The organism is Modestobacter sp. VKM Ac-2977 (assembly GCF_026968045.1).
Lineage (GTDB): Bacteria > Actinomycetota > Actinomycetes > Mycobacteriales > Geodermatophilaceae > Modestobacter.
In genome coordinates, this window is the sequence record NZ_JAPVBQ010000001.1 from 492,669 (window position 1) to 509,137 (window position 16,469).

General features: G+C 72.6%; 20 protein-coding genes. All 20 read right to left on the minus strand.

Annotation, left to right across the window (positions count from 1 at the left end; all coding sequences use genetic code 11):
* Window positions 1–118: 118 nt before the first annotated feature.
* Window positions 119–595, minus strand: a complete 477-nt coding sequence (locus tag O2V63_RS02315; protein WP_036336260.1) for a flagellar basal body-associated FliL family protein — start codon at window positions 593–595, stop codon at window positions 119–121.
* On the minus strand, window positions 592–1,557 hold the full coding sequence (locus tag O2V63_RS02320; RefSeq protein WP_269165958.1) for an OmpA/MotB family protein: 966 nt from the start codon (window positions 1,555–1,557) through the stop codon (window positions 592–594). Before O2V63_RS02320 ends, O2V63_RS02315 begins: the two co-directional genes overlap by 4 nt.
* On the minus strand, window positions 1,554–2,324 hold the full coding sequence (locus tag O2V63_RS02325; RefSeq protein ID WP_269165959.1) for a motility protein A: 771 nt from the start codon (window positions 2,322–2,324) through the stop codon (window positions 1,554–1,556). The genes O2V63_RS02320 and O2V63_RS02325 overlap by 4 nt, the downstream gene beginning before the upstream one ends.
* Before the next feature lie 3 nt (window positions 2,325–2,327).
* Entirely contained in the window at window positions 2,328–2,615 is a 288-nt protein-coding gene (locus tag O2V63_RS02330) for a flagellar FlbD family protein (protein WP_269165960.1), read from the minus strand.
* 190 nt (window positions 2,616–2,805) lie between these two features.
* Window positions 2,806–4,107 (minus strand): flagellar hook protein FlgE, encoded by a 1,302-nt coding sequence (locus O2V63_RS02335; protein WP_269165961.1) that lies wholly within the window; start codon window positions 4,105–4,107, stop codon window positions 2,806–2,808.
* A gap of 45 nt (window positions 4,108–4,152) precedes the next feature.
* Entirely contained in the window at window positions 4,153–4,599 is a 447-nt protein-coding gene (locus O2V63_RS02340; protein WP_269165962.1) for a flagellar hook assembly protein FlgD, read from the minus strand.
* A gap of 15 nt (window positions 4,600–4,614) precedes the next feature.
* The gene (locus tag O2V63_RS02345) at window positions 4,615–6,048 is read right to left on the minus strand and encodes a flagellar hook-length control protein FliK (RefSeq protein ID WP_269165963.1); all 1,434 of its coding nucleotides are present in this window, start codon (window positions 6,046–6,048) and stop codon (window positions 4,615–4,617) included.
* A complete protein-coding gene (locus O2V63_RS02350; protein WP_269165964.1) occupies window positions 6,045–6,995 on the minus strand; it encodes a transglycosylase SLT domain-containing protein in 951 nt (316 codons plus the stop codon). The genes O2V63_RS02345 and O2V63_RS02350 overlap by 4 nt, the downstream gene beginning before the upstream one ends.
* On the minus strand, window positions 6,983–7,438 hold the full coding sequence (locus tag O2V63_RS02355; protein ID WP_269165965.1) for a flagellar export protein FliJ: 456 nt from the start codon (window positions 7,436–7,438) through the stop codon (window positions 6,983–6,985). Before O2V63_RS02355 ends, O2V63_RS02350 begins: the two co-directional genes overlap by 13 nt.
* Before the next feature lie 10 nt (window positions 7,439–7,448).
* Window positions 7,449–8,777, minus strand: a complete 1,329-nt coding sequence (locus O2V63_RS02360; protein ID WP_269165966.1) for a FliI/YscN family ATPase — start codon at window positions 8,775–8,777, stop codon at window positions 7,449–7,451.
* On the minus strand, window positions 8,774–9,688 hold the full coding sequence (locus O2V63_RS02365; protein WP_269165967.1) for a FliH/SctL family protein: 915 nt from the start codon (window positions 9,686–9,688) through the stop codon (window positions 8,774–8,776). The genes O2V63_RS02360 and O2V63_RS02365 overlap by 4 nt, the downstream gene beginning before the upstream one ends.
* Window positions 9,672–10,748: a flagellar motor switch protein FliG gene (gene fliG / locus O2V63_RS02370; RefSeq protein ID WP_269165968.1), complete on the minus strand. Its 1,077-nt coding sequence runs from the start codon at window positions 10,746–10,748 to the stop codon at window positions 9,672–9,674. Before fliG ends, O2V63_RS02365 begins: the two co-directional genes overlap by 17 nt.
* 148 nt (window positions 10,749–10,896) lie before the next feature.
* The gene (gene fliF, locus O2V63_RS02375) at window positions 10,897–12,450 is read right to left on the minus strand and encodes a flagellar basal-body MS-ring/collar protein FliF (protein ID WP_269165969.1); all 1,554 of its coding nucleotides are present in this window, start codon (window positions 12,448–12,450) and stop codon (window positions 10,897–10,899) included.
* Entirely contained in the window at window positions 12,450–12,776 is a 327-nt protein-coding gene (locus O2V63_RS02380) for a flagellar hook-basal body complex protein FliE (RefSeq protein ID WP_269161659.1), read from the minus strand. Before O2V63_RS02380 ends, fliF begins: the two co-directional genes overlap by 1 nt.
* A 2-nt stretch (window positions 12,777–12,778) precedes the next feature.
* Window positions 12,779–13,183 (minus strand): flagellar basal body rod protein FlgC, encoded by a 405-nt coding sequence (locus tag O2V63_RS02385; protein ID WP_164703245.1) that lies wholly within the window; start codon window positions 13,181–13,183, stop codon window positions 12,779–12,781.
* Window positions 13,183–13,530, minus strand: coding sequence for a flagellar basal body rod protein FlgB (locus O2V63_RS02390; protein WP_269165970.1), 348 nt, complete (start codon window positions 13,528–13,530; stop codon window positions 13,183–13,185). The genes O2V63_RS02385 and O2V63_RS02390 overlap by 1 nt, the downstream gene beginning before the upstream one ends.
* 266 nt (window positions 13,531–13,796) lie before the next feature.
* On the minus strand, window positions 13,797–14,174 hold the full coding sequence (locus O2V63_RS02395) for a hypothetical protein (protein WP_269165971.1): 378 nt from the start codon (window positions 14,172–14,174) through the stop codon (window positions 13,797–13,799).
* Entirely contained in the window at window positions 14,171–14,557 is a 387-nt protein-coding gene (gene fliS / locus O2V63_RS02400; protein ID WP_269165972.1) for a flagellar export chaperone FliS, read from the minus strand. The genes O2V63_RS02395 and fliS overlap by 4 nt, the downstream gene beginning before the upstream one ends.
* 56 nt (window positions 14,558–14,613) lie before the next feature.
* Entirely contained in the window at window positions 14,614–16,005 is a 1,392-nt protein-coding gene (gene fliD, locus O2V63_RS02405; RefSeq protein WP_269165973.1) for a flagellar filament capping protein FliD, read from the minus strand.
* 107 nt (window positions 16,006–16,112) lie between these two features.
* A partial coding sequence (locus tag O2V63_RS02410) for a flagellin (protein ID WP_269165974.1) occupies window positions 16,113–16,469 on the minus strand: 357 nt, incomplete at its 5' end.

Below are 16,469 nucleotides of genomic sequence, written 5' to 3' on the forward strand. Positions count from 1 at the left end.
TCCCGGTGGGGACGGTGGGGGAGGAGCGTCAGTCGGGGCACACCCGTGAGGTGTTGGAACGGCCCCCTTGCAGGGTCCCGGCACGAGCTTGCGAGTGCTGGGCGGCAAGGGGGTCCTTCTACTGGGTGACGTACTCCGTGTACCAGAGCTCGTAGACGTCGCCGTGGTAGGCCTCGACGACCGCCGCCTCGAAGGCGGCCTTCATCGCCTCCCGGTTGGTCTGCACGTCGGACAGGGCCGCTCCGGAGAACTGGGAGATGGCGATGTCCATCGCCTTCGAACCGTCCGGGGTGGCGCCACCGCCGTGCCCGCCCCCGGCGTGCTCGTCGTAGGCGAGGGAGAACTGCAGCGTGAAGCCGAGCTTGAGGTAGCTCCCGCCGGCCAGGTTGATGGCCACCGACTCCACCGGGAGGACGACGCTGCCGGCCTCCGGCGCGGGCTCGGCCACCGCCTCGCCGCTGCCGCTGAAGACGAAGAAGTACGCGGCGGCGCCGATCGCCAGGACCGCGACCAGCCCCATGATCAGCAGCTTCTTCTTGCCGCCGCCCTTGGCGCCGTCGGCGTCCTCGGGCTCTTCCTGCTTCTTCTTGCTCATTCCTGGCTCCCCTCGGAGGTCGTGCCGTTGGCCTGGGTGGTCTGCGTGGTCTGGGTGGCCGCCTCGATGCCGGGCAGCAGTGCGTTGGCCTCGGGGGAGGCGGTGGACAGGAGGACGACGTCCACCCGTCGGTTCACGGTCACGTAGGACGGGTCGGTGTCGGGCACGAGCGGCCGGGTGTCGCTGTAGCCGACCGCCGACATCCGGTCCTGCCCGACGGCGTTGGCGTCCACCAGGTGCCGCAGCACGGTGGTGGCCCGGACGGCCGACAGCTCCCAGTTCGACGGCCACGGGCCGCCGCGGGTGACCGGCAGGGAGTTCGCGTGGCCCTCGACCCGGACCAGGTTGGGCAGGTCCCGGATCGCCGGGCCCATGGCGTTCAGCACGGTCACCCCCTGCGGCAGCAGGACAGCGGACTCCGGGGCGAAGAGCACGGGGTCGGAGACCACGCGCACGACCAGACCCCGCTCGTCGATGATGAACTGGGCGGCCCCCGACTGGCCGGCGGCGTCCAGCGCCGCGGCGATCGCCGCCCGCGCCGCCGCGAGCTGGTCGTAGGCCGACTCCGCCTCGGCGGCGACGGCCCGCGCCTTCGCCTGGGCGGCCGCCACCGCCGCTGCCTGCTCAGCCTCGGTCTGCGCGGTGCCGTCGATGGCGGCCTCCTGGGCCACCTGGACCGGCTTGAGCGGGCTGTCGTTCTCGATCGGCGCGGCGATGGCGGCGCCGTCGTTGAGGATGGTGACCGGGGCGCCGGCGCCGTCCCGCGCGCCGTTGGCGAAGGCGGTGAACTTGGCCAGGTCGATCGAGCTCATCGCGTAGAGCACCACGAAGAGGACGAACAGCAGCGTCATCATGTCGAAGCCGGACACCAGCCACCGTTCGTGGTTCTCGTGCTCCTCGTGCTCCTCGTGCTTCTTGGCGCGGCGGCCGCCGTGGCCGCCGTGCCCGCCGCCCTTGCTCATGCCGCCTCGCGCTGCTGCTCACTGGGCGGCACCAGCGAGGTCAGCTTGGCGCGCACGGTCCGCGGGCTGGTGCCCGCCTGGATCTCGGCGATGCCCTCGACCAGCAGCTCCATCTGCGCGGCCTGCAGCGCGCTGACCCGCAGGATCTTCGCGCCCATCGGCAGGAACCAGAAGTTGGCCGCCATGACGCCCCACAGCGTGGCGATGAAGGCCGCGGAGACCATCGGACCCAGCAGCTCGGGGTTGCTGAGGTTGCCCATGACGTTCATCAGGCCGACGATGCAGCCGAGGATGCCGATGGTCGGTGCGTAGCCACCCATGTTGTTCATGAACTTGGCGGCGACCTTGTCCTCGGTCTTCTTCGCCGAGATCTCGCCCTCGAGGATGCTGCGCAGGTCCTCCGGGTCGGTGCCGTCGATGCTCATCTGCAGACCGCGCTTGAGGAACGGGTCGTCGATGTCCTTGACCTGGGCCTCGAGGGCGAGCAGGCCCTCCTTGCGGGCCTTCTCGGCGAGGCTGACCAGGACCTGGATCTGCTCGGTGGCCGGCGGCACCTTGGCCGGCAGCACGGCCATCTTGAACCAGTTGGGCATCTTCTTCAGGTCGTCCATCGTCTGGCTGGCCATCGCCGCGCCGAACGTCGCGATCACCACGAGGATGATCGCCGGGAGGAAGATCAGCGAGGTCGGGTCGGCGCCTTCGAGGATCATGAAGACGACCAGGGCGATGATCGAGACGACGAACCCGATGAGGGTGGCGGGGTCCATGGGTCAGCGCTCTTCTCGGCTCGGGAACGGCAGGACCGAGGAGTCCTCGGAGGCCTTCGAGGTGTGTGTGGTGGGCAGCTGGTACTCGCCGCGGTCCATCTGGAAGGCGACCGCCTGGATGCTGGCCCGGTAGTCGCGGACCGCGCGGACCACCTCGTCGACGGTCTCGGTGACGACGTACTTGGTGTCGTCGCGGAGCGTGATGACGGTGTCGGGGTGGCCCTCCACGCGCTGGATGAGCTCGACGTTGAGCACGAAGTGCTCGCCGTTGAGGCGCGTCAGACGGATCACGGACTGCTCCAGGGGTCGGGTGTGGCGGTGTCGCCACGAACGGGCCTCATCGCGCCGCAGTCAGGTCATCGGCGTGTCGAGGGCGGTGCTTGAGCTGAACGGCCCGGTCCCCCCGACGGGGTGACCGGGCCATCCGTGCAGGTGAGCGCCTCACTCCCCACCGAAATGGCCATGTCGGTGGGGGGAGGGATCAGCGCTTGAGCTGGACCAGGTCCTGCAGGATCTCGTCGGAGGTGGTGATCACGCGGCTGTTGGCCTGGAAGCCGCGCTGGGCCACGATCAGGCCGGTGAACTCCTCGGCCAGGTCGACGTTGGACATCTCCAGTGCGCCGGCCGACAGGCTGCCGCGGCCACCGGTGCCGGCCTGCCCGACCAGCGGGTTGCCGGAGTTGTCGCCGGCCCGGAAGGAGCTGTTGCCGGCCTTCTCCAGGCCACCCGGGTTGGTGAAGGTGGCCAGCGCGAGCTGCCCGATGTTCTGCCGCAGCCCGTTGGAGTAGATGCCGACGATCGTGCCGTCGTTGGCCAGTGAGTAGCCCTCCAGCACGCCCATGGCCGAGCCGCTCTGCGCCGTCGTCTTGGCCGCGGCGTCGCTCTTTCCGCCGAACTGGGTGAGGGCGGACAGGTCGACGGTCACCGGCTTGGTCCAGGCCGCGAAGGTGCCGGTCGGCGCAGGCATCAGGAACTCGCCGCCCGGGGGGTCGATCAGGGTGCCCGCCGGGATGCCACCACTGCCGTCGGAGAACTCCAGGTCGGTGGTGCCCAGCGGGGTGCCTGCATAGGTGGCCGTCGCGGTCGAGGTGTCCGTGAAGGTCACCCTCCAGCTGTTGTCCGGGACGGGCGGGGTGGCCATCGGGTCCGCGGCGCGCTTCGTCATCGTGACGCTGACCGGGTGGGCGTTGCCGAGGTCGTCGTACATGTTGATCTGCGAGGTCACCGCCGTGTCCGCGCTCGTGGCCCCGGCCGAGAGGTTGCCGGCCAGCGCCGCGCCGGTGGTGGCGACCGGGGCCAGCACCTGACCGGTGGGGATCCGCAGGTCCTGGATCGGGCCGTTGGGGTCCACGACCCCGAGCGCGTTGGCCATCCAGCCCTGCAGCTTCGCCCCGTCGGGGGTGACCAGGTTGCCGACGCCGTCGGTGTCGAAGGAGCCGGCCCGGGTGTAGAGCTGTTCGTTGCCGACCTTGGTCACGAAGAAGCCGTCACCGCTGATCATGAAGTCGCTGGCCCGGCCGGTGTTCTGGGTCGAGCCCTGGCCGAAGTTCGTGGTGATGCCGGCGACCTTGACACCGAGGCCCACCTGCGCCGGGTTGGTGCCGGCGACGTCGCCGTTGGGCGCGGAGCCGTTGCGCAGCACCTGGCTGAGCGTGTCCTCGAAGACGGTCTGGCTGGCCTTGAAACCGACGGTGTTGACGTTGGCGATGTTGTTGCCGGCGACGTCGAGCTTGGTCTGGTGGGCGCGCAGGCCGGAGATGGCCGAGAACATGGAACGAAGCACGGTGGAGCTCCTCGCGATCGGGGTGGGGGAGGCGGGGACGCCGGGTCAGCTGGTGGTGGTGGCGGGGGTGTCGACCTCGGGGACGGTGATCTCGGTGATCCGGCCCAGCGGCACGGCCTTGTCGCCGACCACCGCCCGCGGCTCGACGCCGCCGGTCACGATCACCGAGGAGACGGCGCCGGTGACGGTGCTGCCGTCGTCGGCGGTGTAGGCGACGTGCTTGCCGACGAGCGCACCGGCGCTCAGCGAGCGCTGCAGGGTGAGCAGCTCGGCGTTCTGCTTGGCGATCTCCTCGAGCTTCTCCACCTGGGTGAAGGTCGCGGTCTGCGCCATGAACTCGCTGCTGCTGGTCGGGTTGCTGGGGTCCTGGAAGCGCATCTGGGCGACCAGCAGCTTGAGGAAGGTGTCCTTGCCCATCTGGTCGGAGCGCGCGGTCGAGGTGGTCGCGGTGGTGGTCGGCGTACCGACGGTCCCGGTGATCGGGGTGGTCATCGCACGGTCTCCAGATCAGACACGGACGTCCACGCCGGCTGACGTGGACTGGTCGGCGGCTCGCGCGGCACTGCCGGGGCCGAGGTGGTCGGCGGTCTGCCCGCTGCGGCGGGAGCCGTTCTGCTGGTCCGGCTGCCCGGACCGGCCCTGCTGGTCGGCCCGGGCGTCGAAGAGCTCCTGCGCGGTCCGCGCGCCGGAGCCGGCGTTGCCGCTGTCCGCACCGACCTCGACCCGGCCGGTGGTCAGGCCGGCGCCGTCGAGCTCGCGGCGCAGGTCGGGCAGGGCATCGAGCAGTGCCTGCCGGCCGGCCTCGTGCGCCCCGTGCAGGGTCACCTCCAGGACGCCGCGGGTGACGGTGACCTGGACCGACACGGGCCCCAGGTCGTCCGGCGTGAGCACCACCGTCATCGTCTGGCTGCCGTCCGGGGCGTTCTGCAGGACGGCGAGCTGGCGGCCGAGCTGGGCGGCGACGGGGGTCTCTGCGGGAGCCGGCACCGATGTGCCGGTGACGGCGACCGGCGTGGCGGTGGCCGATGTCGGGCCCGGGACCGTGAACACGGCGTCGGTCTCGGCGGCCGACGGGGCGAGCCCGGTCGTCGCCGCGGTCGCGGTGGGCTCGTCGCCGGTGGTCCCCGACCCGGTGCCGGCGGTGTCGGCTGCACCGCCGGCGGTGGGCAGCGGCACCGGTGCCCCGACGCCGTCGGTCGAGGTCGCCGGGCCGGCTCCGGGCGCGGACCCGGCGGTCGGAGCAGTTGCGGCCGGGGTGCCGAGCGGGTCGACGACGACGGTGAGCCCGGCGGCCTCGGCCAGCGCCGCGGCGGCGGCCGCGGCCGGCCCGGCCGTGGCCGTGGCGGGGGGAACGGGCGAGGTGGACACGTCGGGCGCGGTCGGCGGCGGCACGACCGCGGACACGGGGACGCCGGGGAGGGGGACCGAGCCGTCGACGGCCTGCCCGGTGCCGGTCACGACGCCGATCAGGCCGGCCGCGGCGGCCGCCGTCCCGAGGCCGGCGGTCGGCTCGGCGGTCAGGGGGGCGGCGGCGGCCAGCAACGCCCACAGCCCGGGCTGCAGCGGCACCGGCGGAGCAGCGGCGACGGCGTCGGTGCCGGCGTCGGTGGCCTCCGCCGCAGCGTCGGCCGCCGGTGCGTCGACGTCGGCGGCCGGCGCCTCGGCCGGCCGGCCGGGCCGGTCGACGGCCGGGCGGTCCGGGCGGTCGACGGCCGGCCGGTCGGGCGACCGGACGGCGGACCGGTCCGAGGCCCGCTCGGCCGCGCGGTCGGCGGCCCGCTCGGACGACCGGGACGGTGCGCGCTCGCTGCCGAGCGCGTCGTCGAGGGCGCTGGCGAACGCGGGTGCCCGGTCGCTGCCGGAGGACCGGGCGGAGCCGTGGGTGGCGGCACCGGAGCGGGCCGGGGCCGAGATCACCGGAAGGGTGGTCGTGCTGGTCATGCGTAGGCCTCCGCGGCTCTGGTGACCTTCTGGACGTAGGACTGCGTCTCGGGGTAGGGCGGGATGCCGCCGTGGCGCTGCACCGTGCCCGGGCCGGCGTTGTAGGCGGCGAGCGCCAGCTCGGTGGAGCCGAACTGCTTGGTCAGCTGGCTCAGGTAGCGGGCGGCGCCGTCGATCGAGGACGCCGGGTCGGTGGCGTCCACCCCGAGCCCCTTGGCGGTGGCGGGCATGAACTGCATCAGGCCGGTGGCGCCGGCGGACGACACGGCCGAGCCGTTGAAGCCGGACTCGGTCTTGGCAACCGCGGCCAGGAGGGCGGGGGAGACCCCGTGCCGGGCGCCGGCCTGGGTGAACAGGTCGGCGTAAGGCACCCCGGCGAGGGTGCCGCCGGCAGCTGCGGTGACCGGCGAGGTGCTCGTGCTCTCCGGCAGCACGCGGCGGATGAGGGTCGGGTTGCCGACGTCCTGCACCTTGACCACGTCGCCCTCCTGCGGGGCGGCGATCATCTTGCCGCCGCCGATGTAGAGCCCGACGTGGTCGATGCCCGGCCGGGAAGACGTGTTGTCGAAGAACACCAGGTCGCCGGGCTGGGCCTCGGCCAGGGAGGCCACCGGCCGGCCGGCGGTGGCCTGCTGGGACGACGTGCGCGGGATGCTGATGCCGAGGTCGGCGTAGACCCGCTGGGTGAAGCCGGAGCAGTCCAGGCCGGTCGCCGGGTCGGTGCCGCCCCACTTGTAGGGGACGCCGAGGTACTTGGTGGCCGCACCGACGACCTCGGCGCCGGTGCCGGTCGCTGCGACGGTCCCCGCGGTGGCGCTCGTCGAGCTGGTGCCGGTGAGGCCGGCGGCGGAGGCCGCGCTGGCCCAGGCGGCGTTCTGGGTCACCGGGGGTGCGAAGCGTGCCTGGATCTGCCCGATCCGGCTGTGCACCGCGGTCAGTCCGTCCACGTCGTCTCCTCCCTGCTCGTCCGGGTGGTGCTGTGCTGGCGGGTGACCAGGTCGTCGACCACCCGTTCCTCGGCGGCGTCGGCCGCCGCCTGCAGGGCCGCCACGTGCCGCTCGCGCAGCCGTTCGAGTCCCTTGGTGCGCTGTGCGGCGGCGGTCCACCGGGCGCGGACCAGTTCCGCCTGCTCGGCGCGTGCGACGGCCACTGACCGTGCAGCAGACACATCGGCAGCCGCGGCGGCCGATGCGACCATCGCGGCGATGAAGGCCGCGCCGGTGGGGTGCCCGGGCAGCGCGCGCTGGGTCAGTGCGGCGGCGTCGCGCTCGACGCGCTCGGCCGCCTCGGTCGCCTCGCGGGCGGCCTGGGCCGAGGCGAGCGCGGCGGCCCGCTCCTCGGTCCGGCGCAGCTTGAGCACCGGTTCCAGCCGGAAGGCCGGCTGCTTCACCGCAGGCCGCTCACGCCGTGGTGGCGATCGCGTGCAGTCGGGCGAACGCCTCGGGGGTCGAGGTCGGGTCGTCCACGGCCTGCCGCAGGAAGGCGTCGATCTGCGGCACCAGCCGGCGCGCCCGGTCGACGAGCGGGTCGGAACCGCTCTGGTAGGCGCCGATCTCGATCAGCTCCCGCACGTCGCGCAGGGCCGCCATCATCCGGCGGACCTCCCGGGCGTCGGTCATCTGCGGCGACGGGACGATCGTGGTGGCGACCCGGGAGATCGACTCCAGCACGTCGATGGCCGGGAAGTGCCCGGCGGTGGCGAGCTTGCGGGTGAGCACGACGTGGCCGTCGAGGATCGACCGGGCGGTGTCGGCGATCGGCTCGTTGTGGTCGTCGCCCTCCACCAGCACGGTGTAGAGGCCGGTGATCGATCCGGTGGTGGACGTGCCCGCCTTCTCCAGCAGCTTCGGCATCATCGCGAAGACGCTCGGCGGGTACCCGCGGGTGGCCGGCGGCTCGCCGGCGGAGAGCCCCACCTCGCGCTGGGCCATCGCCGTGCGGGTGATCGAGTCCATCATCAGCAGCACGTCGCGGCCCTGGTCGCGGAAGCCCTCGGCGATCCGGGTGGCGACGAACGCCGCCTTCAGCCGCACCAGCGGTGGCTCGTCGGAGGTGGCGACGACGACGACGGTGTTGGCCATCCCCTCCGGGCCGAGGTCCTCCTCGAGGAACTCGCGGACCTCACGGCCACGCTCACCGATCAGGCCGATCACCCGCACGTCGGCGTCGGTGCCCCGGGTGATCTGGCTCATCAGCGTCGACTTGCCGACGCCGGACCCGGCGAAGATGCCCAGCCGCTGGCCGCGGCCGACCGGGACGAGGGTGTCCAGGGCCCGGACGCCGGTGGCGAGCTGCCGGCTGACCCGCGCCCGGGTGAGCGCGTTGGGCGTCTGGCTGGTGAGGTCGACGTACCGGATCGCGTTCCCCAGCGGCGGGCCGCCGTCCATCGGCCGGCCGAGCCCGTCGAGCACCCGGCCGAGGAGCGCCTCGCCCACCGGCACCTGCAGGGGCATGCCGGTGGCCCGCACCCGGGCACCGGAGCGGACACCGGAGAGGTCGCCCAGCGGCATGCAGGTGAGGCGGTCCCGTTGCACGGCGACCACCTCGGCCAGCAGCGGCTGGGGGCCGGTGCGGACCTCGACCAGGTCGCCGACGGCCGCCGAGACGCCCTCGACGGTGAGGGTCAGGCCCATCGCGCCGGTGACGATGCCGGTGAGCTGGGGGCGGGCAGCCGCACGCGCCCGATCGATCAGGTCGTTGCTGTCCAGGGTGTCGACGGTCGCACTCATGACCGGAGCACCTCGCGGACGCGGTCCAGCGCCGCACTCAGCTGGGCGTCGACCCGCTGGGTGCCGGCCTCGGCCACGGCGCCGGCCCGCTCGACGGAGTCGTCACCGCGGACGGTGACCGACGCCGGCAGCTGGGCCAACGCCTCGGCCGGGACCTCGGCGAGGTCGTCGGGGTGCAGCCGGACGACGACCGGCACGTCGTCGGGGCACAGGGTCATGGCCCGGCGCAACGCGTCCAGGCCGGGCTCTGCGGCCACGGCCAGTTCCCGGCCGAACAGGTCGCCGACCAGGATGACGACGGCGTCCAGGATGCTGTCCCGCAGCTCGTCGACCACCGGGGCTGCGGTGCCGTCCAGCCGCTCGACGGCGGCGCCCATGGCAGCGGTGGCCGAGGCCAGCCGGCGCTCCCAGCGGGCCTGCACCTCGGCGAGTCGCTCCTCGGCGGCCTGCTCGGCTGCGCGGACGACCTGTTCGGCGGCGACCAGGCCCTCGGCGTGGCCGGCGGCCCAGCCCTCCCGGCGGGCCTCCGCCCGCAGTCGGGCCAGCTGCTCGGCGTAGACCTCGCCCAGCCGCAGCCCGACCCGGGCGGTGGCTGCCTGGTCGCTGTGCGCCGCCGTCCGGTGCGCTGCGTTCGGGTGCGCTGCGTTCGGGTGCGCTGCGTTCGGGTGCGCTGCCGTCGGGTCGACCGGCGCGGCCGGGGGGACGACGGAGGGCGCCCGGGGCGCCCGAGGTGGGGGGACCGGTGCAGCCGGGGCCGGCGCGACGGCGTCCTGCGCGGCGGGGCGCACCGCCGACGGCCGTCCCCACACCGGCGCACGCTGGGGTACGCGCTGGTAGGGGACGGCGCCGGCCGCCGGCGCCCCGCGCAGCAGCAACGTCTCCCGTCCGCTGCCGTCAGGCGACGAAGTCATCCTCACCGCCCCGCGAGATGGTCAGTGCGCCCTGCTCCTCGAGGGTGCGGATGACCGCCACGATCTTGGCCTGGGCCTCCTCGACCGTCCGGGTGCGGACCGGGCCGAGCAGCTCGATCTCCTCGAGCAGGTTCTCCCCGGCGCGCTCGGAGAGGTTGCGGACCACCTTGTCCCGGACGTCCTGCTTGACGCCCTTGAGCGCGGTGGCCAGGTCGTTGGCCTCGACGTCGCGCAGCACCAGCTGCAGCGACCGGTCGTCGATGGTGACGATGTCCTCGAAGACGAACATCTGCGAGCGGATCCGCTCGGCCAGCTCGGGGTCGCTGTTCTCCAGCCACTCCAGGATCGAGCGCTCGGTGGGCCGCGAGGAGCGGTTGATGATCTCCACCAGCGTCTCCACGCCACCGACCGTGGCCATGTCCTGGTAGGCGAGCAGCGACCCCATCCGGCGGCCGAGCTCCTCCTCGACCATCCGGACCATCTCCGGGGCGGTGCGGTCCATCAGCGCGATCCGGTAGGCGACGTCGGCCTGCTGGTCCGGCGGGAAGCCCGAGAGCACCTCGGCCGACTGCGGTGCGGGCAGGTGCGCCAGCACCAGCGCGACCACCTGCGGGTGCTCGTCCTTGAGGAAGGTGACCAGCTGCCGGACGTCGCTGTTGCGCAGCGAGGCGAAGGGCAGCTCGGTGTAGACGACGTTGAGCCGGGAGAGGATGCCGTCGGCCTTCTCCTCGCCGAGCCCGGCGGCGAGCACCTCGCGGGCGAACTCGATGCCGCCGGTGCCGACGAAGCGGCGGGCCTGCATGAGGGTGTGGAACTCGCCGAGCACGTCGTCGACGTCGCTGCCGTTGACCCGCTGCAGCCCCATGAGCTCGCCGGTCAGCTTCTCGACCTCGGAGGGGCGCATCTGGGCGAGCACGGCGCCGGCCTCCTCCTTGGTCAGCTGGGCCAGGAACACCGCGGCCTTGCGCAGCCCCGGCAGCTCCTTGCGGGGCTTGGCGAGCTGGGCGGGCGACGTCGTCGCCGGTACCCCGACGAGCTGTTCGACGCTGGCGATGCTCACTGCTCAGCTCCCTTCGCGATGCTCACGGCAGTCCTCTTGTCCCTGGACGCCACCGGCGTCCACCCCCTGCATCGGCAGTCCGGGGCCCCACCCGGCAGGGCTCCCGACGGTGTCCGGGCCCTGCCGGGGGAGGCCCCGGACCGTGTGCTCACTTGGCGTCGGCGAACCAGCCGCGCAGCATGGTGGCGACCTCGTCGGGACGGTCGCTGACCATCTCCGAGATCTCGCCCCGCACCCGCTCGCGCTGCTGGGCCTCCAGCAGCGCCGCCCGGTCGTCGAGGGCCGGGTCCCGGACGCTCTCGACCTGGATGCGCTCGTCGACCTCCTCGTCCTCGTACTCCTCGTACTCCTCGCGGTTGCGCCGCGAGCGCAGCCACACGATGAGCACCAGCAGGGCGATGCCGAGGGCGATGCCACCGGTCTTGATCATCGACCACATCTGGGCGGTCTTCTCCGCCTCCTGGGCAGCCGCCAGGTCGGCGGCAGCCTGCTCGGCGGCGGTCTGGTCGAAGGCCATCGCGGCGACCGTGATGGCGTCACCGCGGGCGACGTCGAGGCCGACCGCATTGCCGATCAGGTCCTGCACCTGCGCCTGGTTCAGCGCGCCGGCCGCGGCCTGGTCCATCACCACGGAGACGGTCAGCCGCTCGACGGCACCGGGCGCCCCGGCGACGGTCTCCACGGTCTTGTCCACGGCGTTGTTCCGGGTGGCCGTCTCCTTGTCGTAGGCGGACTCGCCGTTGCCGTTGACCCCGAGGTCCTCGGCGCCCAGCACCCCGCCGACGGCCGCACCGTTGCCGGTGTAGCTCTCGACGGTGGTGCTCTCCGACAGCGCCGGGGTGTCGGCGTTGTAGTCGTAGCTCTCGATCGTGGTGTCCCGCTTGGAGAAGTCCAGGTCGGCACGGACGGAGACGACGGCGTTGCCCGGGCCCGCGACCCGGTCGAGGATCTGCTGGGCGTTGGCCGCCAGCCGGCCCTCGAACTCCTGCTCCATCTGCGACTGGGCGTCCCCGGCGGCGGAGGAGGCGCCCTCCCCGGCGGCGGAGAGGACCGCGCCGGTGGAGTCGGCGACCGTGACGTCGGCCGGGTCCATCTTCTCGATGCTGGAGGAGACCAGGTGGGTGACCGCCTGCACCTGCTCGCCGGCGAGGCTCGTGCCGGGGGCGAGGTCGAGCAGGACCGAGGCGGTCGGCTTGCCCTCCTCGGTGGCGAAGACGTCGTCCTTGGGCAGCGCGACGTGCACCACTGCGGACCGGACGCCGTCCAGCGCCTTGAGGGTGGTGGCGAGCTCCCCCTCCAGCGCACGCTGGTAGGAGACCTGCTGCTGGAACTCGCTGGTGGTGATGCCCTGCTCGTCGAGCAGGGAGTAGCCGGTCTCGTCGCCGGCCGGCAGGCCCTGGCCGCTCATCGCCAGACGCAGGTCGTAGACGGCGTCCTTGGCCACCATGATCGTCTGGCCGCCGTCGGTCAGCTCGTAGGCGACGCCCTGGGCGTTGAGCTCCTCCACGATCGCCGAGGCGTCGGTGGAGGCCAGGTTGCTGAACAGCGGTGACAGCGTGGGCGCGGTGACCCACCGGGTGAAGAAGAAGCCGCCGAGCAGCAGCCCGGCCAGGAGCAGACCGATGACGATCTTCTGGCCGGCGCTGATCGTCGCCAGCAGCGTGCGGACCCGCTCCAGCGGGCCGTTGAGCGCGGCGGGCATCAGATCTGCATCCGCATGATCTCGGTGAACGCTGCGACCGCGGAGTTCTTCAGCGTCACCACGGTGTCAGTGGCCAGCCGGGCCTCGGTGCTGGCGATCGTGTAGTCGTGCGCGTCCTGCAGGTCGCCGGTGGCGGCCTGCAGCGCGAGGGCGTCCGCCTTGCCCTGCACGGCGTTCAGCGAGTCGATCGAGCCGCTGAGGACGGCGGCGAAGCCACCGTCGCCGGAGACCGACCGCGGTGCGGCGGCCGAGGCGGCGCCGGAGACCCCGGTGACGTCGGTGATGCCGGGCATGCCGATGGAGATGCCGGCGATGGGTGAGGTCATGGTCAGCCCTTCCCGAGCTGGAGGGCCTGCTGGTAGGCCTCGGTGGCGCTCCTGATGGTGGCCAGGTTGGCCTGGTAGCCGCGCTGGGCCATGAGCAGCTGGGTCATCTGGTCGCCGAGGTCGATGTCCGGGTAGCGGACGTAGCCCTCGTCGTCGGCCAGGGGGTTGGTGGGCTCGTAGACCATCCGGCCCTCGGCGCTGCCGAGCTCGGTGCCGGCGACGCGCACGCCGCCCTGGCCGGAGCCGTACTGGACCGCCTCGGCGACGATCATGCGCTCCTGGAAGGCGTCCTCGCCCGGGGCGTTGACCGTGTTGATGTTGGCCATGTTGTCCGCCACGGCGTCCATCCACTTGCGGTGGACGAACAGCGACGAGCCGCCGATGCGGAGCGTGTCGAAGACCGCCATCACTGCGTCCGCAGGGCGGAGCGCAGCAGGGCGTACTTGCCGTCCAGGGCGTTGATCGACAGCTGGTAGCGCAGCCCGGTCTCGGTCGCGATGACCGTCTCGGTGTCCAGGTTGACGTTGTTGCCGTCGGTCCGGGTCGGGTCCATCGAGCGGGTGACGGAACTCCGGCCGCCCGCCGGGACCTGACCGTTGACGATCTCGGCCTGCAGGGTCGACTCGAAGTCGACCCGGCCGGCGAGGAAGCCCGGCGTCTGGATGTTGGCGATGTTGTCGGCGGTCACCCGCTGGCGCTGCTGCAGCCCGGTGAGGGATGCGTGCAGCGCCGTCATGGTCGAGTCGGTGATCACCGGACGCCCAGCAGGGAGCGACGGAGCACGAGGTACCTCCGGGTACGGCGAGTTGCGCGCACAGGCGATGCCTGCGAGCGAAGGGGCCGCCGATCCGTGGCGAGGTGGTGCATTCCGTGCACTTCTGTCATCGGCAGTCAGCGCCGCGATCATGACCATGTGCACTCGATCGAGCGCACCCAGTGACAGAACGCGAACGTCCCCCGGGGGCCGAAGTCGCGACTTCAGCCCCCGGGGGACGGGGGAGTGCGGGTGGTGCTGCGGGGCTAGAGCACCCGGTCGATGAAGGAGGCGACCGGCCGGGTCGGTGTGTAGGACATCCGGGCGGCGACGTCCCGCTGCTTCTGCGACTGGGTGATCTGCTCGACCAGTGCCTCGGCGACCGCCAGCTGGTGCTGCAGCAGCCGGGCGGCGCGCTCGCGCAGGTCGTCGGGCAGCGGGCCCAGGTTGCTCGGCGGGATCCAGTCGGTCGACCGTCGTCCCCAGGCCGCGATCTCCTCGGCCCGGCCGCGGGCGAGGGTCTCCTCGGCCTGGTACACGTCGCCCTCGAGCGCGTCGAGCACCGCCGGCCAGTTCCGCGCCTCGCCTGCCAGCGCGGGGACGTCCCCGACCCGGTCGCGCCCGGCGGCCGGGCCGCCGGTCATGCGGGAGCCGCTGCCAGGGAGGCCGCGGCCTCCCGCCACGCGTCGCGCAACGGCTCGACGATCTTGCGGCAGTCGGCGACCCGGCGGAGGTCGCCCTTCACGATCGCGGAGCCGAGCTCGGTGATCAGCCAGTTGTAGAGGGCGGCCAGCCGGGGAGCGCCCTCCCAGGCGTCGACCTGCAGGCTCTCCAGCAGACCGAAGACGACGTCCTGGGCGTGCTGCAGCTGCTCGGTGGCGGCCTCGCGGTCACCCGCGGTCAGGGCGGTGTGCGCGCGCTCGAGGTCCAGCGCGAGGCGGTCGTACAGCATCACCAGCAGTCGCTGGGGTGACGCGGTGCTGACCGTGTCGCCCAGGTAGCGGGCACGGAGGGAAGCGGTGCTCATCGGTGAGGACTCCAGGGGGATCAGCGCGTCGGGAGGGGCGGGGTCCGTCGTCGGGACTACTTGGAGGACGACCAGGAGGGCAGGCCGGCGAGTTGCGAGGCGAGCCAGTTGCCCTGGTTCTGCAACGTGCCCAGCGCCGTCTCCATGGCGGTGAACTGGCGGGTGAGGGAGTCCTTGCGCATGGCCAGCCGGGTGTCCCAGGCCTCGATGCGCGACTGCAGGTCCTTCACGGCGGTGTCCGAGCTGGTGCCGAGCAGCGTGAGCGAGCCGCTGGCCGAGTCCGAGGCCGCCTTGGCCAGGGCCTTGAGCTTGCCGGCGAAGCCGAGCGCCGAGACGGCGTCGTCGGCGGTGTCCAGCACCCCGTCGGCGCCCTTCCCGGCCGCCGTCCCGGTGAAGATGCGGGAGACCAGCGCGGGGTCGCTGGTGAACTTCTCGGTGAAGGCCTTCGCGTCGAAGGTGAACGTCCCCGTCCGGTTCAGTTCCAGGCCGGCGACCGAGGCCGTGTCGCCACCGGCGGCGTAGGCGATGGTCGACACGATCTGCGATGCCAGAGCACGCAGCGTGCTGTCGCCCTGGAGCGTCGCGGTCGTGCTGTCCTTGCTGGTGTAGGCGTTGATCGACTCGAGTGCGCCGTTGGCGGCGTCGACCAGGTTCTTCACCTTGCTCGCGACCGCATCGGGGTCGCTGGCGACGCTGACCGTGACCGAGTCGGCCAGCCCGCTCACCGTGATCGTGGTGTCCGGCAGCAGGCCGCTGAAGGTGTTGGTGGTCGAGGTCGCGGTGTACTTGCCCGGGCCGGTGCCGACGGTGAGCGTGGCGTTCGACCCCTGGGTGACGACGTCGAAGGTGTCGGTGGCGCCGACGGTGAAGGTCGCTTCGCCGGTCTTCTTGCTGGTGACCTGCAGCTGGTACACGCCGGGCGCGGTCTGCACCGCGGTGGCGGAGAGGCCGAGCTCGGTCTTGGCGTTGATGGCCGCGGCGGCCTCGGCCAGGGTCGCGGTGCCGTTCCCGTCGCGGTCGAGGGCCAGCGAGGTGGTCGTGCCGCCGACGGTGATGTCGAGCGTGGTGGCGCCGTAGTCGAGGTCGGCCGGGGTCTGCGTGCCGGTGGCCGTCCACTTCTGGTCGCTGATCACCGAGTGGCTGGTGGCGAGCGAGTCGACCGTGAAGGTCAGGGACCCCGGGGTGGCTGCGGCGCCCGCGGTGGCCGTCACGGACGTCGACGAGCTGGCGGCCTTGCTGGCCGTCCACGCGGTCGGGTCCTGCAGCGCCGCGGCCGCGGTCTGCAGCGCAGCGAAGCGGGTGTTGATGGCGCGGTAGGCGGCCCCCTGGGCCTGCGTCGCGCTGAGCTGCTGCTTCAGCAGGGTCTGGGGGTTGGCCTCGACCTGCATCAACTGCGTGATCATCGTGGAGTAGTCGATGCCCGAGATCAGGCCCGTGCTCACGCTCATGCCTGCCATGTCGGTTCCTCTGGTCTCGGGTTCGTGGATCGAGCAGTGAGGGGGGAGGCCCGAGGGCCTCCCCCCTCACCGGGTGGTGCTCAGGTGGTGCGGGTGGATCAGCCCAGGAGCTTCAGGATGCCCTGCGGAGCCTGGTTGGCCTGGGCCAGCATCGCGGTGCCGGCCTGGGTCAGGATCTGCGTGCGGGTGAAGTTGGTCATCTCCTGCGCCATGTCCGTGTCACGGATCCGGCTCTCCGACGCCGACAGGTTCTCGACGGCGACGTTGAGGTTGTTGATCGTGTGCTCGAACCGGTTCTGGATGGCACCCAGGTCGGCGCGAGTGGTGGACACGGTCTTGATGGCGGCGTCGATGGCCTCGATGGCGCCGTCGGCACCGGTGGACTCCGACCACTTGATGCTGCCGGCGGCGACCTCGTCCGGGGTGGCGGTGGCCGACGGGGCAGCACCGGTGGT